The 20,348-nt window shown below is 71.3% G+C and carries 19 protein-coding genes; 11 read left to right on the forward strand and 8 right to left on the reverse strand.

The features are described 5' to 3' along the window. The first annotated feature begins 34 nt into the window (after window positions 1-34). From QT196_RS13285 to QT196_RS13310, 6 genes are read left to right on the forward strand one after another with little or no spacing between them, the layout of a single operon-like run. Complete coding sequence (locus tag QT196_RS13285) at window positions 35-1,480, forward strand: ATP-binding protein (protein ID WP_290354959.1); 1,446 nt, start codon at window positions 35-37, stop codon at window positions 1,478-1,480. 2 nt (window positions 1,481-1,482) lie between these two features. Continuing rightward, window positions 1,483-1,911, forward strand: coding sequence for a roadblock/LC7 domain-containing protein (locus tag QT196_RS13290; RefSeq protein ID WP_042154637.1), 429 nt, complete (start codon window positions 1,483-1,485; stop codon window positions 1,909-1,911). Beyond that, window positions 1,908-2,270 (forward strand): DUF742 domain-containing protein, encoded by a 363-nt coding sequence (locus QT196_RS13295; protein WP_085927072.1) that lies wholly within the window; start codon window positions 1,908-1,910, stop codon window positions 2,268-2,270. Before QT196_RS13290 ends, QT196_RS13295 begins: the two co-directional genes overlap by 4 nt. A 28-nt stretch (window positions 2,271-2,298) precedes the next feature. Beyond that, entirely contained in the window at window positions 2,299-2,877 is a 579-nt protein-coding gene (locus QT196_RS13300) for an ATP/GTP-binding protein (protein ID WP_290356643.1), read from the forward strand. Then, window positions 2,874-4,250, forward strand: coding sequence for a cytochrome P450 (locus QT196_RS13305; RefSeq protein ID WP_290354960.1), 1,377 nt, complete (start codon window positions 2,874-2,876; stop codon window positions 4,248-4,250). The genes QT196_RS13300 and QT196_RS13305 overlap by 4 nt, the downstream gene beginning before the upstream one ends. Continuing rightward, complete coding sequence (locus QT196_RS13310) at window positions 4,166-5,401, forward strand: cytochrome P450 (RefSeq protein ID WP_290354961.1); 1,236 nt, start codon at window positions 4,166-4,168, stop codon at window positions 5,399-5,401. Before QT196_RS13305 ends, QT196_RS13310 begins: the two co-directional genes overlap by 85 nt. Window positions 5,402-5,546: 145 nt before the next feature. Here QT196_RS13310 and QT196_RS13315 read toward each other — a convergent pair whose 3' ends face one another. The 3 genes from QT196_RS13315 to leuA all read right to left on the reverse strand — a co-directional run bounded on the left by QT196_RS13315 (window position 5,547) and on the right by leuA (window position 9,599). Continuing rightward, window positions 5,547-6,254, reverse strand: coding sequence for a TerB family tellurite resistance protein (locus tag QT196_RS13315; protein WP_168483722.1), 708 nt, complete (start codon window positions 6,252-6,254; stop codon window positions 5,547-5,549). A 347-nt stretch (window positions 6,255-6,601) separates the two neighbouring features. Continuing rightward, window positions 6,602-7,630, reverse strand: coding sequence for an SGNH/GDSL hydrolase family protein (locus QT196_RS13320; protein ID WP_290354962.1), 1,029 nt, complete (start codon window positions 7,628-7,630; stop codon window positions 6,602-6,604). A 190-nt stretch (window positions 7,631-7,820) separates the two neighbouring features. After that, complete coding sequence (gene leuA / locus QT196_RS13325) at window positions 7,821-9,599, reverse strand: 2-isopropylmalate synthase (RefSeq protein WP_168479050.1); 1,779 nt, start codon at window positions 9,597-9,599, stop codon at window positions 7,821-7,823. A 326-nt stretch (window positions 9,600-9,925) separates the two neighbouring features. Here leuA and QT196_RS13330 point away from each other — a divergent pair, with 326 nt between their 5' ends. From QT196_RS13330 to QT196_RS13345, 4 genes are all read left to right on the forward strand, one after another. Next, on the forward strand, window positions 9,926-11,014 hold the full coding sequence (locus tag QT196_RS13330; protein WP_290354963.1) for a M4 family metallopeptidase: 1,089 nt from the start codon (window positions 9,926-9,928) through the stop codon (window positions 11,012-11,014). 108 nt (window positions 11,015-11,122) lie between these two features. Next, window positions 11,123-11,389 (forward strand): protealysin inhibitor emfourin, encoded by a 267-nt coding sequence (locus QT196_RS13335; RefSeq protein WP_168479052.1) that lies wholly within the window; start codon window positions 11,123-11,125, stop codon window positions 11,387-11,389. 102 nt (window positions 11,390-11,491) lie between these two features. Beyond that, window positions 11,492-12,865 (forward strand): GH1 family beta-glucosidase, encoded by a 1,374-nt coding sequence (locus QT196_RS13340; RefSeq protein WP_168479053.1) that lies wholly within the window; start codon window positions 11,492-11,494, stop codon window positions 12,863-12,865. After that, window positions 12,862-14,112: an MFS transporter gene (locus QT196_RS13345; protein WP_290354964.1), complete on the forward strand. Its 1,251-nt coding sequence runs from the start codon at window positions 12,862-12,864 to the stop codon at window positions 14,110-14,112. Before QT196_RS13340 ends, QT196_RS13345 begins: the two co-directional genes overlap by 4 nt. Window positions 14,113-14,176: 64 nt before the next feature. Here QT196_RS13345 and era read toward each other — a convergent pair whose 3' ends face one another. The 3 genes from era to QT196_RS13360 form a co-directional block, all read right to left on the reverse strand. Continuing rightward, a complete protein-coding gene (era, locus tag QT196_RS13350) occupies window positions 14,177-15,115 on the reverse strand; it encodes a GTPase Era (protein WP_026169382.1) in 939 nt (312 codons plus the stop codon). 136 nt (window positions 15,116-15,251) lie between these two features. Continuing rightward, entirely contained in the window at window positions 15,252-15,617 is a 366-nt protein-coding gene (locus tag QT196_RS13355) for a cytidine deaminase (protein WP_168479055.1), read from the reverse strand. A 118-nt stretch (window positions 15,618-15,735) separates the two neighbouring features. Continuing rightward, the gene (locus QT196_RS13360) at window positions 15,736-16,626 is read right to left on the reverse strand and encodes a helix-turn-helix transcriptional regulator (protein WP_168479056.1); all 891 of its coding nucleotides are present in this window, start codon (window positions 16,624-16,626) and stop codon (window positions 15,736-15,738) included. 90 nt (window positions 16,627-16,716) lie between these two features. On the opposite strand from QT196_RS13360, the gene QT196_RS13365 reads away from it, so the two are divergent. Beyond that, complete coding sequence (locus QT196_RS13365; protein WP_290354965.1) at window positions 16,717-18,210, forward strand: MFS transporter; 1,494 nt, start codon at window positions 16,717-16,719, stop codon at window positions 18,208-18,210. A 245-nt stretch (window positions 18,211-18,455) separates the two neighbouring features. Here QT196_RS13365 and QT196_RS13370 read toward each other — a convergent pair whose 3' ends face one another. Both QT196_RS13370 and ybeY read right to left on the reverse strand, forming a co-directional pair. After that, window positions 18,456-19,799, reverse strand: a complete 1,344-nt coding sequence (locus tag QT196_RS13370) for a hemolysin family protein (protein WP_168479058.1) — start codon at window positions 19,797-19,799, stop codon at window positions 18,456-18,458. An 11-nt stretch (window positions 19,800-19,810) separates the two neighbouring features. Further along, window positions 19,811-20,308, reverse strand: a complete 498-nt coding sequence (ybeY, locus tag QT196_RS13375) for an rRNA maturation RNase YbeY (protein WP_085927059.1) — start codon at window positions 20,306-20,308, stop codon at window positions 19,811-19,813. Window positions 20,309-20,348 lie beyond the last annotated feature (40 nt).

Below are 20,348 nucleotides of genomic sequence, written 5' to 3' on the forward strand. Positions count from 1 at the left end.
GCCGAATCCAGTCAGTACCCAAATGAGGATCTCGATGACATCCATACCGGAGGCGCTGTTGTGGTGCCTCAGCGCAGGTACGGCCGCCGCCGTGGTCCTGGCGGCGCTCTCGATCCGTGCGGGCAGGCGACGCGCGGACCTGAGAAAGCGCCTGTCCGCCGCTGAGGAACAGAACAGCGCCACGCTCCACAGCAATACGGAGCTGACGGCCCGGCTGCGCGCCACCGAGGCCGAGATCCGGCATCTGGCCGGTACCCGGCTCCCCGATCTGACGCTGGCTCTGGCTCACCCCCATGTGCCCGTCCCGGGGCTGCTGGACGCACGGTTCACCGGGTCGGAGACCGACCAGGCGCTGAACGCCGTACTGGAGCAGGTCAGCGACGCGATCACCAAGGAGCGGGCTCGGGTCGACGCCGCCGCGCAGTCCACCCTCCGCGGGGCAACCACCACCATCCAGGCGCTGCTCTACCAGCTCCAGACGGCGCTCCAGGAGATGCAGCACCGCTACGACGACCCGAACATCGCGCAGGATCTGCTCAACGCCGACTACCTCAACGAGCAGGCGCTGCGCCGCGTTCAGGCCACCGGCGTCGTGTGCGGCGCCTGGCCGGGGCTGACCCGCGAGGACTCCTACCTCGCCGAGCTGGTCGTCGGCGCCACCTCCCGGCTGCGCGGCTATGAGCGGGTGAACATCAGCAATCAGCTGCGCGACCCGATCGCCGTGGTCGCGCGGGCCGTGGAGCCGATCGCGATCACCGTGACCGAGCTGCTGGCCAACGCGCTGCACCACTCGCACCGCGAACTTCCCGTCACCATCACCCTCCAGCAGGGCAATCGCGGCGCCTCGGTCATCGTCGACGACTACGGCGTCGGGATGCACGACGACGAGATCAAGGCGGCGATGGAGCTGCTGTCGGGTGACGAGGACCTGCTGCTCACCCAGCTCGGTGACCCGCCGCGGTCCGGTTTCGCGGCGGCCGGTCAGCTGGTGCGCCAGTACGGCTACGGGGTGCATGTCGAGCCGTCGCCGTACGGCGGTGTGCGGGCGGTCGTCTACATCCCGGGTGACCCCCTCCTCACCGTCCTCGACGAGAGCACCCAGCCGATGTCCGTGATGGCTCCTCTGCCGCACCGTTCCGCGGTGCCGGATCGTTCCGCCTCCGTGCTGCCCACCGGTTCCGCGACGCCGCCTCCGGCCGCCGCCGCTCCGCAGCCCGCACCCGCCGCCCAGCCCGCCCCCACCGGGCAGCCCGCCCCCTCCTACGAGGTGCCCGCCCAGCAGGCCGAGGGCGAACTCCCGCGCCGCCGACGCCGTAAGCCCGTGTCCGAAGCCGACGAGAGTGCCGCGCGCACCGAGTCGGCTCCGGAGCGCTCCCCGGAAGAGACCGGAACCCGCTGGGCCGCGCTCCAGCGCGGTACCGAATCCGGCCGGGCCGCCGCCCATTCAGAACCCCCTCGCAGTCCCGAAGGGAACGCTTAGTCATGAACAGCCCCACCCGCCGCCGTGTTGCCGAGGACAAGTCCTGGGTGCTGGCACCTCTTTTGGAGCTGCCGCATGTTATTCACGCGGCCGTCATCTCCGGCGACGGATTCATCGAGGGCTCCTCACCCGGCCTGAAGCGGGACTCCGCCGAAGGTGTCGCCGCGATGATGTCCGCGCTCCAGGGAGCGGGCCGGGCCGTCACCGCGGCGTTCGCCGAGAAGGACGACACCCGGCTGCGGCAGACCGTGATCGAGTCCGATGAAGGCTTCGTCTTCGCGATACCGGCCGGCGAGAACACCTGCCTGGCCGTCTTCGCCGGCCCGGAGGTGAACATGGGTGTGGTCGCGCACCATATGCAGGTCCAGGTGACGACCCTGGGCAACAAGGTCATGAACAGCCGGGCGCGGGACCTCGGTAACCCCGTATGACCCCCCGCCAGAGCAGCGGCAGGCGCCTCGTACCGGCCTATCTGGCGACCGGCGGACGCGCCCAGCCCAGCCGCAACACCCTGGACCGGCTCACCCTGCTGCACAGCGTGGGGATGCCGATCACCAGCGAGGTGCGCCCGGAGGAGCACCGCATCCTGGAGCTGCTCCAGCCCGGGGCGCTGTCTCTGGCCGAGGTCGCCGCCCACCTTCACCTGCCTGTGAGCGTGGTGAAGGTGCTGGTGGCCGATCTCGTCGACGCCGGGCGGCTGCACGCCCGTGCCCCCATCCCCGAAGCCGAGCAATTCGACCGACACATCCTGGAGAGGGTTCTCGATGGACTCCGCTCTCTCAAGTCCTAGCCCCGGCACCGGCGCGAGCACCGGCAACATGTATCTCTCCGGCGAGAACCAGACACTGGTCAAGCTGCTGATCGCGGGACCGTTCGGGGTCGGCAAGACGACGCTGATCCGTGCGCTGTCGGAGACTCCGCCGCTGCACACCGAAGAGGTCATGACCCAGACCGGTGCCTCCGTCGACGACCTCGCCGGAGTACGGGAGAAGACCACCACCACCGTCGCCATCGACTTCGGGCGGCTGACCCTGCCCGGGGACCTGGCGCTGTATCTGTTCGGCACGCCAGGGCAGAAGCGCTTCCGCCCCCTGTGGCAGGACATCGCCCGCGGCGCACTGGGCGCCCTGGTCCTCGCGGACACCCGCCGGCTGGCGGACTCGTTCGAGGTCATGGACATCGTCGAGGAGGCCGGACTGCGCTACGCGGTCGCGGTCAACACCTTCCCCGACGCGCCCGAGTACGACGCCGAAAAGCTCCGCGAGGCGCTCGATCTGCACCCCGAGACGCCGCTGGTGCTGTGTGACGCCCGCGACCGGGAGCAGTCCGTCGACGCGCTGATCGCGCTCGTCGGACACGTCCTGGCCCACACCTCCGAGGAGAACCCGAACCCGTGACTTCCCCGCACCAGCCGGGAGCCGCGCCGCCACCGGGCTGCCCGGCGCACGCCGGCGCCCCGTACCAGCAGGCACCTGCCGACGCCCATGCCCCGGTGAAGCTCTACGGGCCGGACTTCGCCGCCGACCCGCACCGCATCTACGCGCAGCTGCGCCAGTACGGTGCGCTGGCGCCGGTCGAGATCGCGCCGGAGGTGACCGCGATGCTGGTCACCGACTACCGGGCGGCCCTCGACCTGCTGCACGACGACCAGACCTGGTCCAAGGACTCCCGCGAGTGGATGACCACCGTCCCGGCGGACTCGCCGGTCATGCCGATGCTGATGTGGCGTCCCAACATCTTCTACGCGGACGGGCCGGCGCACGTCCGCTACCGGGACGTCGTCGTCGACAGCTTCAAGCTGGTCGAGCCGCATGAGCTGCGGGCCCGGGTCCACCATGCCGCGGACAGTCTGATCCAGCGCTTCGGGGCGCACGGCGAGGTCGATCTGATCGCCGACTACGCGCGGCTGATCCCGCTGCTGATGTTCAACAACCTCTTCGGGATGCCCGACTCCTACAGCGACCGGCTCATCGAGGCCATCGCGGGGATGCTGGACGGCACCTCGCCCGAGGAGGCCGCGGCCGCCAACGAGGCGTTCACCAACTACATCATGGAGCTGGTGGGCTCGAAGAAGGCCGCGCGCGGGCTGGACCTGACCTCCTGGTTCATGGATCACCCCAACGCGCTGAGCGACGAGGAGCTGATCCACAACATCCTTCTCACGATGGGCGCGGGCAACGAACCGCTCGCCAACCTCATCGGCAACGCGCTGTCGCGGATGCTGTCCGACGACCGCTACTACAACACCCTCTCCGGTGGCGCGCTGACCGCGCACGACGCCATCAACGAGGTGCTGTGGAACGACCCGCCGCTGACGAACTACTCCGCGCACTTCCCGGTCCGGGACGTCTTCTTCCACGGGACCTGGGTGCGTAAGGGGCAGTTGGTGATGGTGTCGTACGCGGCCGCCAACAGCCAGTTCGACACCACGTCGCTGGGGACGCCCGGATCGGGCGGCGGCTCGCACCTCGCCTGGGCTGCCGGTCCGCACGCCTGCCCCGTGAAGCGGCATGCGCTGCTCATCGCCACCACGGCGATCGAGCGGCTCACGGCCTGGCTCTCCGACATCGAACTCGCCGTGGACCCCAGCACGTTGCAGTGGCGCAACGGCGCGTTCCACCGGGCCCTCGTCGGGCTCCCGGCCCGCTTCACCCCGATCACCCCCGACCAGGCAGGAGCCACTCCATGGCACAACAGGGACAGCAGCCCTTCGTCATCGACCCGGTCGGAAGCGACATCCACGGGGAGGCAGCCCGCCTCCGCGCACTAGGCCCGGTGGCCCGGACCGAACTGCCCGGCGGGGTCGATGCCTGGACGGTCACCAGCCACACCCTCCTCAAGCAGCTGCTGACCGACGACCGGGTCTCGAAGAACCCCCGGGACCACTGGCCGGAGTGGCAGCGCGAGGAGGTCCGCAGCAGCTGGCTCCAGCACTGGATCGGCGTCACCAACATGTTCACGGCGTACGGCGCCGATCACCGGCGGCTGCGCAAGCTGATCGCCCCGGCGTTCACGGCCCGCCGTACCGATGCCATCCGCCCGCGGGTGGAGAGCATCACCATGGCGCTGCTGGACGGCCTCGCCGCGCACCCGGCGGGCGAGCCGCTGGACCTGCGGGAGCGGTTCAACCACCCGCTGCCCATGCAGGTCATCTGCGAGCTGTTCGGCTTCCCCGAGGGCGGGGCGCGCGCCGAACTCGCCCGCCTCGTCACGGCCATCATGGACACCACGGCCACCCCGGAGCAGGCGGGTGCCACCGGCGCGGCCGTCTACGCGCTGCTGGCCGACCTGGTCGGCAGCAAGCGGGAGAACCCGGCGGACGACCTCACCAGCCTGCTGGTCACCGCGCGGGACGACGAGGGCCGGCAGATGACCGAGAAGGAGCTGCTGGACACCCTGCTCCTGGTCATCGGTGCCGGTCACGAGACCACCGTCGATCTGCTGGGCAACGCGGTGCACGCCCTGCTGACCCATCCCGAGCAGCTCGCGCTGGTGCGGTCGGGCGAGGTCTCCTGGAACGACGTCGTCGAGGAGACCCTCCGCTGGGCCCCCAGCATCGCCGCCCTGCCTCTCCGCTTCGCCGTGGAGGACATCGAGATCGCGGACGGCCCGACCATCCGCAAGGGCGAGGCGATCCTCCCGGGGTACGCGGCGGCCGGCCGGGACGCCGCGTTCCATGGCGACACCGCCGCCGACTTCGACATCCGGCGCTCCCACCAGGAGCATCTGGCGTTCGGCCACGGTGTCCACCACTGCCTCGGTGCCCCGCTGGCCCGTATGGAGGCCCGGATCGCCCTCCCGGCGCTCTTCGCCCGCTTCCCGGACCTCCAACTGGCCACGGCGGCAGAGGAGTTGGAGCCCACGGGTGGCTTCATCTCGGGCGGTCTGCGGAGCCTGCCGGTCCGCCTGACTCCGGCGTGAACCCGTCCTGAGCGGGGCCTGAGGCGAGCCTGAAGCGGGCCCGGAACGGCAGTGAGACGGCCCTGAGGCGGCCTTTGGGCGGCCCACCGCTCCGGCATCCGACCCCGTCACCCTTCCCGGGTGGCGGGGTCTTCGGCTGCCGCCCTCAGGACGGCGTGCGCGCCGCCGCCAGCAGCCGGTTGATCTCGGCGGGGCGCAGCGTCAGGGCGCTGCCGACGGTGCTCAGCACCTCGCGCTCCGCGGGGGTGTAGGAGCCGTCGGCGAGGGCGATCCGGGCGCCCTGGAGGAGGAGCGCCTCCCGGCCCGCCGGGGCGAGGTGCGGGGCGAGCGGCTCCAGCGCCTCGTGGAGCTCTATGGCCAGCGCGGTGCCGCACGGGTCCAGGCCCTGGTGGCCGCAGTGGCCGCCGGTGACCGCGTCGTAGGTGCCGGTCAGCCGGCCGGTGTCGGCGGCGAGGGCGGCGAGCAGGGTCAGCAGCTCGTCCTCGGAGCAGTCCGCGAAGCCGGCCGCACGGACCGTGTCGACGGCGGTGTCGCGGACCGCGCGGGAGGAGGTGCCGCCGGCGGCCAGCAGCGCGAGGGTGACGGTGTGGACGGCGTCCCGGAGCATCGCGGAGAAGCGGAGGGTGGTGGGGTGGTCCAGCGCGTCCGGGCCGAAGTGGCCGCGGCAGGCGGAGCACTCCAGGACAGGTCCCGCGGCACCGCGGGAGAGGAGCGGGAGGCCGAGGAGGGTGAGCCGGCGACGGCCAGTCCGGCGGAGGTAGTTGCGGTCCCCGCCGCAGTCCGGGCAGAAGAACTCGCCATCGGCGACGGTCCGCCAGGACGTGCGCACGCCCATCACACACATCTTGTGCATCACGTCAGCCCTCCGTAACTCACCCGTGCCCCTCCGGACGCGGGAGATTCCCCCATGGCCCCCTCGTCGCATTGGACGTGATGTTAGCCACATACGTGATGCGGCGTCAGCACCTCGTACCGGACAACTGGCCGGATGACGAAGGACCCGCCCCTCCGGAAGGTAGGGGGCGGGGCCTATGGACGCCGTGAAGAGCATGGCCATGGGGAGGCGGGCAACGGGCGGGGCGGCTGCGGGGGCCGCTCGTGACGACGGTCCGGCTTGGCCAAATCGGTGGGGTCGGGCGGCGCCCGCGCCGGGACCGCCGTCAGTCTTACGGGGTCATCGGCCTGACGAGGACATCGGCCTTACGAGGTCATCAGCGCCCGGGTGACCTGGCGGGTCTGGTTGTCCAGGCCGCGGGCGTTGGGATGGACGAAGGTGCAGGCCTCGCCGGTACCGGGGAAGGACTGGCACAGCTCGGTCGGCGGGTCGGTCTGGTTGCCGTCACCGGTGAGGTTGTCCTTGATGCCGTACATCCACTTCGCGTCGCCGCTCGCGCACACCCCGTGCGTGGCGCTCGGCCCGTAGGTGTCGACGTAACTCGCGCCGTGGTAGGCGGCGTGCTTCTCCAGCAGCGCGTTCAGGCGCAGTTCGAGGCCGTCGAGCCAGGGCATATCGCCCTTCTTGACGCTGCCGAGCTGGTTCCAGTGGCCGAAGGTGCAGCCGGAGTTGTCCGGAACGATGGCCGGATAGCCCACGACGGCGACCCGGGCGTGCGGTGCGCGCCGGTGGATCACCGTCATCATGTGGGCGAAGTCGGTGTCGAGCTGGGTGAACCGCCCCTCCAGCCAGTCCTCGCCCGCGCCGCCGTCGCTGTAGTGGTCGGTACAGGGCTTCGGCTGAAGGGGCTTGGTGATGCCCAGTTCGAGGCACTTGGCCACGATGGCCCCGAAGCCGAGGGAGTTGCCGCCGATGCCGACGGTCACGTAATCGGTGTCCGGGGACAACGCCTCGACCTGCGCGGGCAGATCGGACCAGCCGCCCGGGGGCGGGATGGTCGGCGGCCCGTGAATCTTGGCGGCCGGCTGGGGCCCGAGGACCCCGTCGACCACCTCGGCGGCCCCGCAGGTCACATCCGTCAGTGCGAATCCGAGCTGACCGGCCACCTGGTGCGGGTAGTTGCGCCCGGAGCGGCCGCAGCCGTCGTGCGCCTCCCAGGGGCGGACGAAGACCCCGGCGCTGTAGGAGTCGCCGAGCGCCACATACTCCGGACGGTCCGCCGTCCGGGCCGGGACTCCGGACGCCGCCGGGGCGAACGCGGAGGCCACCACAGCGAGCGAGGCAACCGCCGCGACGGCCAGCCGGGAGAGGGCGGGCATGCCATATCTGCTCATCTGCACGTCCTTGATGTCCGCGCCGCGGCCTGCCCGACGAGCGCTCATCACCAAACGTACTGAGCTACTTACGCACAGTGATATGCATGGAGTCCAAACCCCACCTTCAGGTGGCGGGGTCGCACAACGGCGCCCCCGCCGCTCGGAAAGAGCGACGGGGGCGCCACAAGGGGGCGGTTGCTGCCGGGCGTCAGCGGCCCGCGCGGTTCACGGCGGAGACCACGGCCTTCAGCGAGGCGCGGGTGGTGTTCGCGTCGATGCCGATGCCCCACAGCACCTTGTCGCCGATCGCGCACTCGATGTACGAGGCGGCCAGCGAGGAGGCGCCCTCGCTCATGGTGTGCTCCTGGTAGTCCAGCAGCCGGGCGTCGATGTCGATGCTCTGGAGCGCGTCGAAGAACGCGGAGATCGGGCCGTTGCCGGTACCGACCAGCACCGTCTCCGCACCGTCCACCTCGGCCTCGACGGTGAGGGTGTCGACGCCGTCCTTGTCGGTGGTGGTCTGGCCGTTCCTGACCTGGATGCGGCCCCACGGGTTCCCGGCGTTGGGCAGGTACTCGTCCTGGAAGGCCGACCAGATGGCGGTCGGGGTGACCTCGCCGCCCTCGGCGTCGGTCTTCTCCTGGATGATCCGGGAGAACTCGATCTGCATCCGGCGCGGCAGTTCCAGCTTGTGGTCGTTCTTCAGGACGTAGGCGATACCGCCCTTGCCGGACTGCGAGTTGACGCGGATGACGGCCTCGTAGGAGCGGCCGACGTCCTTGGGGTCGATGGGCAGGTACGGGACCGCCCACTCGATGTCGTCCACGGTCTTGCCGGCGGCGGCCGCCTCGGCCTCCATGGCGTCGAAGCCCTTCTTGATGGCGTCCTGGTGGGAGCCGGAGAAGGCGGTGTAGACCAGATCGCCCGCGTAGGGGTGGCGCGGGTGGACCTCCATCTGGTTGCAGTACTCGCTGGTGCGACGGATCTCGTCGATCTGCGAGAAGTCGATCTGCGGGTCGACGCCCTGGGAGAACAGGTTCATGCCCAGCGTCACCAGGTCGACATTGCCGGTGCGCTCACCCTGCCCGAACAGACAGCCCTCGATACGGTCGGCGCCCGCCATGATCGCCAGCTCGGCGGCGGCGACGGCGGTACCCCGGTCGTTGTGCGGGTGGACGGACAGGCATACGTGCTCGCGCCGGGACAGGTTCCGCGACATCCACTCGAAGCGGTCGGCGTGCGTGGACGGCGTGGAGCGCTCGACGGTGGCGGGCAGGTTCAGGATGATCTCGCGGCCCTCTTCGGGCTGCCAGACGTCGCAGACCGCCTCACAGACCTCCAGCGCGAAGTCCAGCTCGGTGTCGGTGAAGATCTCCGGGCTGTACTGGTAGCCGAAGATCGTCTCGTCGCCCAGGATCTTGTCGGCGTACTCCATGACCAGCCGGGTGCCGTCCACCGCGATCTGCTTGACCTGCTCCTTCGAGCCGCGGAAGACGACCCGGCGGAAGGTGGGGGCGGTGGCGTTGTACAGGTGCACCGTGGCGCGGCGGGCGCCGCGCAGCGACTCCACCGTCCGCTCGATCAGCTCCTCGCGGGCCTGCGTCAGGACGGAGATCGTCACGTCCTCGGGGATCGCGCCCTCTTCGATGATCGAGCGGACGAACGCGAAGTCCGTCTCCCCGGAGGACGGGAACCCGACCTCGATCTCCTTGTAGCCCATGCGCACCAGCAGGTCGAACATCTCGCGCTTACGGGCCGGCGACATCGGGTCGATCAGCGCCTGGTTGCCGTCCCGCAGGTCGGTGGAGAGCCAGCGGGGCGCGACGGTGATGCGGTTGTCCGGCCAGGTGCGGTCGGGGATGTCGACCGCCTCGTAGCGGCCGTACTTGTGGACCGGCATTCCGGAGGGCCGCTGGTGCTGCGTCGCGTTGGTGACCGGGGTGGGCCGGCCGACGGCATGACCTGCGGGGCTCGACGGATTCGTCATGGTGCGTAGGGCTCCTCGTATGTCCGCTGGGGGTCCCCCTGCTCCGGAAGAGCGAGGGAGAGGCCGACGGGGCGATAGATCGCAACACCGAACTCCGCGGGGAGGGGGTCGGCCTACGACTACAGGCCCTCACCGCGGCAGCTAAGGAGAAGCAGCCCGAAACGCATGATGCACAGCACCCTAGCCGAGGTACGCCCTGTCCGGCGGTCGCGTATCAGTATGCGGGACCGGACGGACGTTACGGCTTAAATGCGACCAACCACACTTTTACGGGAATCTTGGGCGCAGGCAGTGACAGCCGCATTACACAGTGCCACCGTTTGTGCATGGACCTCAACGACGCGCAGCCAGATCCCGTCACCGGCCACACGCCCGTCTTCTGCACGATCATCCCGCCGCACATCCTCGACAACCTGGCCCAGTCCGACGACCCGGAGCGGCACGAGCCGGCCCGCCGCACCCTGGAGCACGACCACGCGGCACGCACCGAGCGCCGCGCGATCGCCGCCCGCGGCGGCCTCACCCCCGGCGAGCCCGGCGCCGACGCCGACAAGCCGAACCGCACCATCTACGACGCCCGGCACCACGAGGACCTGCCCGGCAAGAAGGTCCGCAGCGAGTCCGACGGTCCCTCCAAGGACGCCTCCGTCAACCGCGCCCACGCCGGTCTGGGCGCCACCTTCGCGCTCTACCTCAAGGTCTACGGCCGTAAGTCCATCGACGGCGCCGGCCTGCCGCTCAACGCGACCGTCCACTACGGCCGCCGGTACGACAACGCCTTCTGGGACGGCGAGCGGATGGTCTTCGGCGACGGGGACAACGACCTGTTCAAGGACTTCACCATCCCCGTCGACGTGATCGGCCACGAGCTCACCCACGGGGCCACCCAGTACACCGCCAACCTCGACTACCAGGGCCAGTCCGGCGCCCTCAACGAGTCGGTCTCCGATGTCTTCGGCGTGCTGATCAAGCAGTACGCCCTCGACCACACCGCCGACCAGGCCGACTGGCTGATCGGCGCCGACCTGCTCGGCCCGAACGTCACCGGCACCGCCCTGCGCTCGATGAAGGCCCCGGGCACCGCCTACGACGACGACGTCCTCGGCAAGGACCCGCAGCCCGCCGCCATGAAGGACTACGTCAAGACGACCGACGACAACGGCGGCGTGCACATCAACTCCGGCATCCCCAACCACGCCTTCTACCTGGCCGCCACCGCCATCGGCGGCAAGGCCTGGGAGCGCGCCGGACAGGTCTGGTACGACGTGCTGACCGGCGGCGAACTCACCCACACCGCCACCTTCGCCGACTTCGCCGCCCTCACGATCAAGGCCGCCCAGGCCCGCTTCGGCGCCGGCGCCGAGCACGAGGCGATGGTCAAGGCCTGGACCCAGGTCGGCATCACCGCGAAGTAGCGGCACGGTGCGCGGGGCGGAAGGATTTCGGCAGCGCCTTCCGCCCCGCGCACGATTACCGTGGCCTTACGGGGTAGGAGTCCGTCGAAGACGTCGGAGGAGTCCGTTATGCGCATTCATGTCCATCGCACCGGAGGCTTCGCGGGCGTCGACCGCCGCGCCGAGGTCGACACCTCGGGCCGCCCCGACGCCGATGACTGGCAGGACCTCGCCAAAGAGGCCGTCGCCACCGCCCGCACCGAACCCCCCGTAGGGGTCCCGGACGGCTTCAGCTACCAGATCACGGTCGACGGCCGGACGGTCTACTGCTCCGACCCGCGCCTCACCAAGGAACAGCGCTCCCTGATCACGAAGGTGATGAAGGAAGGCGCCTAGCGCCGCCGCGGGGGCGTCCGCGGGGCCGCGCCCGCCGCCCCTCAACTCCCGTACCGCACCACCCCCTTGACACCGTTACCGGCGGTAACAAAGATCCGGTCCATGACGACCGAGCCGGTGCCCGCTGCCCTGCCCCGCTTCCCCCATGACTTCGTGTGGGGGGTGTCCACGTCCGCCGCGCAGATCGAGGGGGCGGTGACGGAAGGGGGGCGGGGGCGGTCCGCGTGGGATGTGTTCGCGGCGGAGGCGGGGCGGATCAAGGACGGGTCGGATCCGCGGGTGGCGACCGATCACTACCGCCGGTACCCCGAGGACGTGGCGCTGCTGAAGGAGCTCGGGGTCGGGGCGTACCGCTTCTCGGTGGCCTGGCCGCGGGTGGTGCCGGACGGGAGCGGGGCGGTCAGCAAGGCCGGGCTGGACTTCTACGACCGGCTGGTGGACGCGCTGCTGGCGGCCGGGGTCGCACCGGTGCCGACGCTGTTCCACTGGGACACTCCGCAGGCGCTGGAGGAGGGCGGCGGGTGGCTCGTCCGGGAGACCGCCGAGAAGTTCGCGGCGTACGCGGACGTGGTGGCGGAGCGGCTCGGGGACCGGGTCGAGCGGTGGATCACCCTCAACGAACCGGCCGAACTGACCTTGCTGGGCTACGGGCTGGGGCAGCACGCGCCGGGGCGGCAGCTGCTGTTCGAGGCGCTGCCGGCGGCCCACCACCAGCTGCTGGGGCACGGCCTCGCCGTACAGGCGCTGCGGGCCCGCGGGGCGACGAGCATCGGGATCGCCAATTCGCACGGGCCGACCTGGACGGCGAGCGCGTCGGAGGCGGACACCGCGGCGGCCGATCTCTACGACCTGCTGCTCAACCGGCTGTTCGCGGAGCCGGTGCTGCTGGGGCGGTATCCCGACGAGGACCTGGCGGCCCTGCTGCCGGGGCCGGTCGCCGAGGACCTGAAGGTCATCGCGCAGCCGCTGGACTGGTACGGGATCAACTACTACCAGCCGACGCTGGTGGGCGCCCCGGGGGCCGAGGGGACGGCGGCGGGCGACTTCGGCGGGATCCGGCTGCCGCCCGAACTGCCCTTCGCGCCCCAGGAGATCGAGGGGTATCCGCGGACCGACTTCGGCTGGCCGGTGGTGCCGGAGGCGCTGACCGAGCTGCTGGTGTCGTTCCAGGAGCGGTACGGCGACCGGCTGCCACCCGTCGTGATCACCGAGAACGGGTGCTCCTACGAAGGCATCGAGGACGGCGAGCGGATCGCGTTCCTGGACGGGCATCTGCGGGCGCTGCACCAGGCCATGGCAGCCGGGGTGGACGTCCGGGGCTACTTCGTGTGGTCGCTGATGGACAACTTCGAATGGGCGGAGGGGTACGCGCGGCGCTTCGGGCTGGTGCACGTCGACTACGCGACGCTGGCACGGACGCCCAAGGCGTCGTTCCGCTGGCTGCGTGACGCCCTCCGGGAGCAGGCCCGGGGATGAGCCGCCCCGCCGCTCCGGAGGCGCTCACAGAGCCGACGGAGCGGGCCGGACGCGGGTGGACCGCCGCCCTGTCGCTGGCCAACGGGGCGATCTGGGTCGGCTGGTACGGCCCGCTCCAGATCCTGCTCGCCCTCCAGGCCGCGGAACTCGCGCCGCCGGGCACCGCGAAGGAGTCGGTGCTGGCGTGGGTGACGGGCGCCGGGGCCGTCGTCTCGATGGTGGCCAACCCGCTGTTCGGGGCGCTGTCGGACCGTACGGCCTCGCGGTTCGGGCGGCGCACCCCGTGGGTCCTCGCGGGAGTGCTGGGCGGGGCCGGGGCGCTGGTGCTGCTGGCCGGGGCGGGCACGCTCGTCGGGATGGCGCTGGGGTGGTGTCTGGTGCAGCTCACCCTCAACGCGGCGTTCGCGGCGATCACGGCGGCGGTGCCCGACCGGGTGCCGCACGGCCAGCGCGGGGCGGTGGGCGGCTGGCTGGGGGCCGCGCAGATCCTCGGGGTGGTGGCCGGGACGGGGCTGGCGACGGTCGCGGGCGGCGTGGTCGCGGGCTATCTCGCCTGTGCCGGCTTCACGGTGCTGGGCGCTCTCCCGTACGTACTGCTGCACCGGGACCCGGCGCTGCCGGCCGGGCGGCGTCCGGCGCTGCGCCTGCGGGCCCTGCTCGCCGGGTTCCGGATCAGCCCGCGCCGCCACCCCGATCTGGCGTGGGCCTGGCTGACCCGGTTCCTGATCAACCTCGGCAACGCGCTGGCCCTGCTGTACCTGCTGTATTACCTGCGGGATGTGCTGCACCGGCCGGACCCGGACGGCGGGGTGCTGGTGCTCACCGCCGTCAACGCGGTGACCCTGCTCGGGACGGTCGTGATCGGCGGCTTCTGGTCGGACCGGATCGGGCGACGGCAGCCGTTCGTGCTGTGGGCCGGGGTGATCATGACGGTGGCGACCGGGCTGCTGGCCGGGTGGCAGACCTGGCCGGGGGCACTGTGTGCCGCGGCGCTGCTGGGTGTCGGCTTCGGGGTCTTCACGTCCGTCGACTTCGCGCTGATGACGCAGGTGCTGCCGGCCGCAGCGGACCGCGGCAAGGACCTCGGCGTCATCAATATCGCCAACGCGCTGCCGCAGGTGGCCGCCCCGGTACTGGCCGCGCCGATCGTGCAGCACCTCGGCGGCTACCGGGTGCTGTACGGCGTCGCGGCGGCGATCGGACTGCTGGGGGCGCTGCTGGTGCGGCGGATCCGGGGCGTGGCGTAGGAGCCGGGTCGCCGGATCCGGTGCCTGGCACAGGGCCGTCGGCCGGGCCCTGGCCCGGAGTGGGTCAGAAGCCCAGCTTGCGCAGCTGCTTCGGGTCGCGCTGCCAGTCCTTGGCGACCTTGACGTGCAGATCCAGGAAGACGGGCGTGCCCAGCAGCGCCTCGATGTGCTTGCGGGACTTCATGCCGACCTCCTTCAGGCGCTTGCCCTTGGGGCCGATGATGATGCCCTTCTGGCTGGGGCGCTCGATGTAGACATTGGCGTGAATGTCCAGGAGCGGCTTGTCGGCCGGGCGGTCCTCGCGCGGCAGCATCTCCTCGACGACCACCGCGATGGAGTGCGGCAGCTCGTCGCGGACGCCTTCCAGCGCGGCCTCGCGGATCAGCTCGGCGACCATGACCTGCTCGGGCTCGTCGGTGAGGTCGCCCTCGGGGTAGAGCGGCGGGCTCTCCGGGAGCATCGGGACCAGCAGGTCGGCGAGCAGGGACACCTGGGTGTCACCGACCGCCGAGACCGGGATGATCTCCGCCCACTCGATGCCCAGTTCCTTGCCGAGCTGGTCGATGGCGATCAGCTGGGCGGCCAGCGCCTTGGAGTCGACCAGGTCGGTCTTGGTGACGATGGCGACCTTGGGGGTCTTCTTGATGTCGGCCAGCTCACCGGCGATGTAGCGGTCGCCGGGGCCGATCTTCTGATCGGCGGGCAGACAGAAGCCGATCACGTCGACCTCGGACCAGGTGGTGCGCACGACATCGTTCAGCCGCTCACCCAGCAGCGTGCGCGGCTTGTGCAGACCGGGGGTGTCGACGAGGACCAGCTGGGCCTCGGGGCGGTGCACGATGCCGCGGACCGTGTGGCGGGTGGTCTGCGGGCGGTTGGAGGTGATGGCCACCTTCGTGCCGACGAGCGCGTTCGTCAGGGTCGACTTGCCGGCATTGGGACGGCCGACGAAGCAGGCGAAGCCCGCACGGTGCGCGGCGGAGGACTCGGTACGAACGCTCATGGCGCCCATTCTCCCCGATCCCGGGCGCGCCTCCGACCATCGCGGTCCGGAGACGGCCGACGGGGGGCGCGAACGGCGCGGGGCGGCCCTCCGCTGCCGGTGGGCCGCCCCGCGCGCCGTCGTACGGCTGACCGGCTCAGGCCGGGGTCCCGCCCGCCGGGACGGTGCTGCGCAGCGCGCCGTCGAGGCCCGCGAGCAGCACCGGCGTCTCGGGGCCGCCGAGGTCCCGTACGGCCGCGCGGTCGGCGTCGCTGGCGCGCTCGGCGTCGGTCACCACGGCCGCGGCCTCCAGGGACGTGGCCCCGCTGGCGACGGCCATCGCGACGGCGGTCTGGAGCGCGCTGAGCTGTAGCGAGTCCAGGGCGACGGTGCCGGCGACATAGGTGCGGCCGGTCTCGTCGCGGACGGCGGCGCCCTCGGGCACGCCGTTACGGGCCCGCGCCGAGCGCGCGAGCGTGATGATCTTGCGGTCTTCGGGGTCCAGCGGTGCGGCTTCGCTCATACGGGCGAGCATATGCGGGGCGGTCGGAGGACCGTGGCAAGGGGCGACGGGCCGGTCCGCTCAAGGGGCGCCCGCCCCGGGCAGGGCTCCCCGGGGCTCCCCGGGCCGCCCCGGGCCGTCAGCCCGCGACCGAGGACATCCCGCCGCGCCGGCCCTCCGGAGAGGTGAGCCACGCCATCTTGTCCGCGGTGTCCTTCTCCGGAAGCGGATTGTGCAGCACGACATTGAGATCGGGACGGGCCGGCAGCCGCAGCTGGGTGACCTCGAAGAACAGCGCCCCGACCAGCGGATGGTGCAGCTCCTTCTGCCGCTGGCCGCCGTCCTGCACATCGCCGCGCCCCCACAGCGCGGCGAACTCCTCGCTGCACGCGGTGGCCTCGCGGACCACCTCGTCGAAGCCCTCGTCGCCGGGCCGCGCCGACCACGCGGCGCGGTACTCCGCCACCACCGAGGGGGCGTTCGCCTCCCAGCTCACCGCCCGCGCACGGTAGACGGGGTCGGTGAAGAAGGCGATCAGGCAGTTCGGCGAGACCCCGGGCCGGCCGTGGCCGAGCACCAGCCCCGCCGCGTCGTTGTAGGAGACGACGTTCCAGTAGGGGTCCATGATGTGCGCCGGGGACGGCATCCAGGCGTCGATCAGCCGCTGGAGGCCCGCGGACACATCGGTGCGGCCCAGTTCCTCGGCGTCCTGCCGCAACGGGGGGTTCAGCCCGGCCAGGACGTACAGATGCCGGCGCTCGGCGCCGCTGAGCCGCAGGACCCGGGCGACCGAGTCCAGCACCTGCGGCGAGACGGTGATGTCCCGGCCCTGCTCCAGCCACTGGTACCAGGACGCGCCGACCCCGGCGAGGACGGCGACCTCCTCGCGGCGCAGGCCCGGGGTGCGGCGGCGGCCGCCGTCGGGCAGGCCCGCCTCGGCGGGGGTGACCCGGGCGCGACGGCTGCGGAGGAAGTCGCGCAGGTCCTGGCGGCGGCGCGCGGTGTCCGGGTTGGCTGTGTTCGTGGCCACGTTCTCCCCCTGTTCGGCGTGGCTGGTGGTGCGGACACCACGATAAGTTCCCGCTCCCCACGCGGTGTTCCGGGGCCGCAGCCTCGTCCTATGCCGATAACCGACAGCACCGTTGCTCCTGATACACCGACGGGCGCCGCCCCCGCGCCCGTCGCCGCCCCGCACGCCGCGCCCGCCGCCGCGCGGATGACCCGGCGCGCCCAGCTCATCCTGCTGCTCCTGTGCGGCGCGCAGTTCATCATCGCGCTGGACTTCTCCATCCTGAATGTGGCGCTACCGGTGCTCGGCCGGGACCTGGGGATGGACCAGGCCGATCTCCAGTGGGCGGTCACCGCGTTCGCCCTGCCCTCGGGCGGTTTCCTGCTGCTGTCCGGCCGGATCGCCGATCTCTTCGGGCGGCGCCGGCTGTTCCTCATCGGGCTCGGACTGTTCACCGCGGCCTCGGTGCTGGCCGCGCTGGCCTGGTCCCCGGCGGTCTTCCTGGCCGGGCGGGCGCTTCAGGGCCTGGGCGCGGCGGTCATCGTGCCCACCGGGATGTCGCTGCTCACCACCACCTTCGCCGAGGGCCCGCAGCGTGCACGCGCGCTCGGCATCAGCGGCACCGTGCTCTCGATGGGCTTCACCATCGGCATGGTGCTGGGCGGGGTGCTGACCGATGCGCTGGGCTGGCGCTCCACCATGGGCCTGCTGTCCGTGGCCGGGGTGGCCGTCCTGGTGGGCGCGCCGCTGCTGCTGGCCGAGTCGCGGCATCCCGAGCGGCCGCGGATCGACGTGCCCGGCGCGGTCACCGTCACCGGCGGGCTGCTGTCGCTGATCTACGGCCTGTCGACCGCCGCCGAGCAGGGCTTCGGCCGCCCGGACGTGCTGGTGACGCTGCTCGCGGGGGTGGGGCTGCTGGCCGCGTTCGTGGTGGTGGAGTCGCGGGCCGCGCAGCCGCTGGTGTCGCTGCCGATGCTGCGCCGCCGGACCGTGGCCTGGGGCAATCTGGCGGGCCTGACGACCTTCGCGATGATGAGCACCGTCGTCTTCCTGCTGACGCTCTACCTCCAGGAAGTGCTGCGGCTGTCCCCCTTCCACACGGGCCTGGTGTTCGGGGTGCAGGGCGTGGTCTCGGCGTTCGCCGGCCTCGTCGCCCCGAAGGTCATCGGCCGGTTCGGTGCCCACCGCACCCTGCTGACCGGGCTGCTGATCCAGGCGGGTTTCACGGCCGCGCTGCTGAGGCTGGGCGCCGGCACGGGCCTGTGGCTGGCCCTGACCGGGGTGGCCCTCGGCAGCCTCGGCCATCTGTGGGCGATCATCTCGTACGGCGTGACCGCGACCTCCGGGGTGCCGGACGCCGAACAGGGCCTGGCCACCGGGCTGGTCACCAGCTCGCAGCAGGTGGGCATCACCCTCGGCATTCCGCTGCTGAGCGCGGTCGCCTCGGCGCATATCGCCGGACTGCGGGCGGACGGCAGCGGCTTCGCCCAGGCCACTCTGGGCGGCATCAAGCTGGCGCTGGGCCTGGACGCGGCGCTGCTCGCGGTGGTCGCGCTGCTGGTGGCGGCCGGGCTGCGGACGGTGCGTCCGGCGCGCCGCGGCTGAGGAAGAAGGTGGTTGCCCCGGTCCCCCGCCCCGGGGCAACCTGCGCTACAGGATTTCTCACGCATTGCGGTCACCGTCGGCGACCGCTTGAAGATCTTTCCATGGCGCCTGCCGCGGAATCCAGCTTCCCCGGATATGGCTTGCAGAACATTTCTGCTGCACTGGAGATAAGTAGCCGCGCGGGAGGCGGCAGCGGGTTTTATTCCCGGCAGTACCAGGAATTACGCGGCGAATTCCGCGGATGTTCAGCCGGCGGTGCGACCGCCCGCCGCCGATTCCTCGGTGGCGCTCGCACCCGCCGGCCGCACCGGCTCGCACAGCACCGTAATGATCTTGTTGCGGCGGCCGGCCGGGGATTCCGCGGTCAGCCGCAGCGCCTTCAGCGCCGGGTCGGAGGCGTCGCCGGAGAGGTCGACCTCGGCGGTGGCACCGGCGATCGGGACCCGGCCGAGGAGCTTGGCGAGCAGTCCGCCGACGGTTTCGACGTCCTCGTCGTCCAGCTCGGCCAGGCCGTACAGCTCACCGAGGTCGCCGATGTCCAGCCGGGAGGTGACGCGATAGCGGCCGTCGCCGAGATCCTCGACGGGCGGCAGTTCCCGGTCGTATTCATCGGTGATCTCGCCGACGATCTCTTCCAGAATGTCCTCGATGGTGACAATGCCGGCGGTGCCGCCGTATTCATCGATCACCACCGCGACATGATTGCGGTCCTGCTGCATTTCCCGCAGCAGATCACCGGCATTCTTGGTGTCGGGAACGAAAACGGCGGGGCGCATGGCCGTGGAAACCAGCTCGGACTCCGCGTCGCGGCTGATGTGGACCTTGCGGGCCAGGTCCTTGAGGTAGACGACGCCGACGATGTCGTCCTCGTTCTCGCCGGTCACCGGGATACGGGAGAAGCCGGAGCGCAGGGCGAGGGTCAGCGCCTGGCGGATGGTCTTGAACCGCTCGACGGCGACCAGATCCGTACGCGGCACCATCACCTCGCGGACGAGGGTGTCGCCGAGCTGGAAGACGGAGTGCACCATCCGGCGCTCCTCGTCCTCGATCAGCGACTCCTTCTCCGCGAGGTCCACCAGGGAGCGCAGCTCGGCCTCGGAGGCGAACGGGCCCTTGCGGAAGCCCTTGCCGGGGGTCAGGGCGTTGCCGAGGAGGATCAGCAGCTGCGGGATGGGGCCCATGATGCGGGCCAGCGGCAGCAGGACGTAGGCGGCGGCGGTCGCGGTGTTCAGCGGGTGCTGGCGGCCGATCGTCCGCGGTGAGACGCCGACGGCGACATAGGAGACCAGCACCATCACCGCGATGGCGACGGTCAGCGCCTCCCAGGTCGCGTCGAAGGAACGCAGACAGGCGTACGTCACCAGGACCCCGGCGGCCATCTCGCAGCCGACCCGCACCAGCAGGGCGACATTGAGATAGCGGGTGGGGTCGGCGGCGACGGCGGCGAGCCGGGCGCTGCCGCGGCGGCCGGAGCGGACGGCTTCCTCGGCCCGGAAGCTGGTCGTCCGGGCCAGCCCGGCCTCCGCGCAGGCTGCGAGCCAGGCGATCACGACGAGCAGGACCGCGACCGCGATCAGCTGGGTGGTCATCGGCTGTCCCGTCAGGTCACGGTGGGGGCCGGAGAGGGGCCGGTCAGGCCCCGCTCGGCGCGCCAGCCGTCAACGATCGCCGCCTGGAGACCGAACATCTCGGCCTTCTCGTCCGGCTCCTCGTGGTCGTAGCCGAGGAGGTGGAGGACCCCGTGGACGGTCAGCAGCTGGAGCTCCTCGTCCATGCTGTGCCCGGTCGGCGCCTCCTCGCCCTGCTTCTTGGCGACCTCCGGGCAGAGCACGATGTCACCGAGGAGGCCCTGCGGGGGCTCCTCGTCGTCCTTGGCCGGCGGACGCAGCTCGTCCATGGGGAAGGACATGACATCGGTCGGCCCCGGCAGGTCCATCCACTGGATGTGGAGCTGCTCCATGGCCTCGGCGTCGACGACGATCACGGACAGCTCGGAGAGCGGGTGGATGCGCATCCGGGCGACGGCATAGCGGGCGACATCCAGGATGGCCTGCTCGTCGATCTCGGTGCCGGACTCGTTGTTGACGTCGATGGACATGGGGAGGGTTGCTTCTCGCTTCTCGGGCCCGGCCCGATGG

It is taken from the genome of Streptomyces sp. P9-2B-2 (assembly GCF_030406865.1).
Lineage (GTDB): Bacteria > Actinomycetota > Actinomycetes > Streptomycetales > Streptomycetaceae > Streptomyces > Streptomyces platensis.

What these genes read in the sequence shown, in the direction of transcription:
- QT196_RS13295 (WP_085927072.1), top strand. Translation starts at nt 1,908, where the DNA reads ATGACCCCCCGCCAGAGCAGCGGCAGGCGCCTCGTACCGGCCTATCTG.
- QT196_RS13365 (WP_290354965.1), top strand. Translation starts at nt 16,717, where the DNA reads ATGCCGATAACCGACAGCACCGTTGCTCCTGATACACCGACGGGCGCC.
- QT196_RS13285 (WP_290354959.1), top strand. Translation starts at nt 35, where the DNA reads ATGACATCCATACCGGAGGCGCTGTTGTGGTGCCTCAGCGCAGGTACG.
- QT196_RS13315 (WP_168483722.1), bottom strand. Translation starts at nt 6,254, where the DNA reads ATGCACAAGATGTGTGTGATGGGCGTGCGCACGTCCTGGCGGACCGTC.
- QT196_RS13335 (WP_168479052.1), top strand. Translation starts at nt 11,123, where the DNA reads ATGCGCATTCATGTCCATCGCACCGGAGGCTTCGCGGGCGTCGACCGC.
- QT196_RS13345 (WP_290354964.1), top strand. Translation starts at nt 12,862, where the DNA reads ATGAGCCGCCCCGCCGCTCCGGAGGCGCTCACAGAGCCGACGGAGCGG.
- leuA (WP_168479050.1), bottom strand. Translation starts at nt 9,599, where the DNA reads ATGACGAATCCGTCGAGCCCCGCAGGTCATGCCGTCGGCCGGCCCACC.
- era (WP_026169382.1), bottom strand. Translation starts at nt 15,115, where the DNA reads ATGAGCGTTCGTACCGAGTCCTCCGCCGCGCACCGTGCGGGCTTCGCC.
- QT196_RS13300 (WP_290356643.1), top strand. Translation starts at nt 2,299, where the DNA reads ATGTATCTCTCCGGCGAGAACCAGACACTGGTCAAGCTGCTGATCGCG.
- QT196_RS13340 (WP_168479053.1), top strand. Translation starts at nt 11,492, where the DNA reads ATGACGACCGAGCCGGTGCCCGCTGCCCTGCCCCGCTTCCCCCATGAC.
- QT196_RS13290 (WP_042154637.1), top strand. Translation starts at nt 1,483, where the DNA reads ATGAACAGCCCCACCCGCCGCCGTGTTGCCGAGGACAAGTCCTGGGTG.
- QT196_RS13355 (WP_168479055.1), bottom strand. Translation starts at nt 15,617, where the DNA reads ATGAGCGAAGCCGCACCGCTGGACCCCGAAGACCGCAAGATCATCACG.
- ybeY (WP_085927059.1), bottom strand. Translation starts at nt 20,308, where the DNA reads ATGTCCATCGACGTCAACAACGAGTCCGGCACCGAGATCGACGAGCAG.
- QT196_RS13330 (WP_290354963.1), top strand. Translation starts at nt 9,926, where the DNA reads ATGGACCTCAACGACGCGCAGCCAGATCCCGTCACCGGCCACACGCCC.
- QT196_RS13320 (WP_290354962.1), bottom strand. Translation starts at nt 7,630, where the DNA reads ATGAGCAGATATGGCATGCCCGCCCTCTCCCGGCTGGCCGTCGCGGCG.
- QT196_RS13310 (WP_290354961.1), top strand. Translation starts at nt 4,166, where the DNA reads ATGGCACAACAGGGACAGCAGCCCTTCGTCATCGACCCGGTCGGAAGC.
- QT196_RS13370 (WP_168479058.1), bottom strand. Translation starts at nt 19,799, where the DNA reads ATGACCACCCAGCTGATCGCGGTCGCGGTCCTGCTCGTCGTGATCGCC.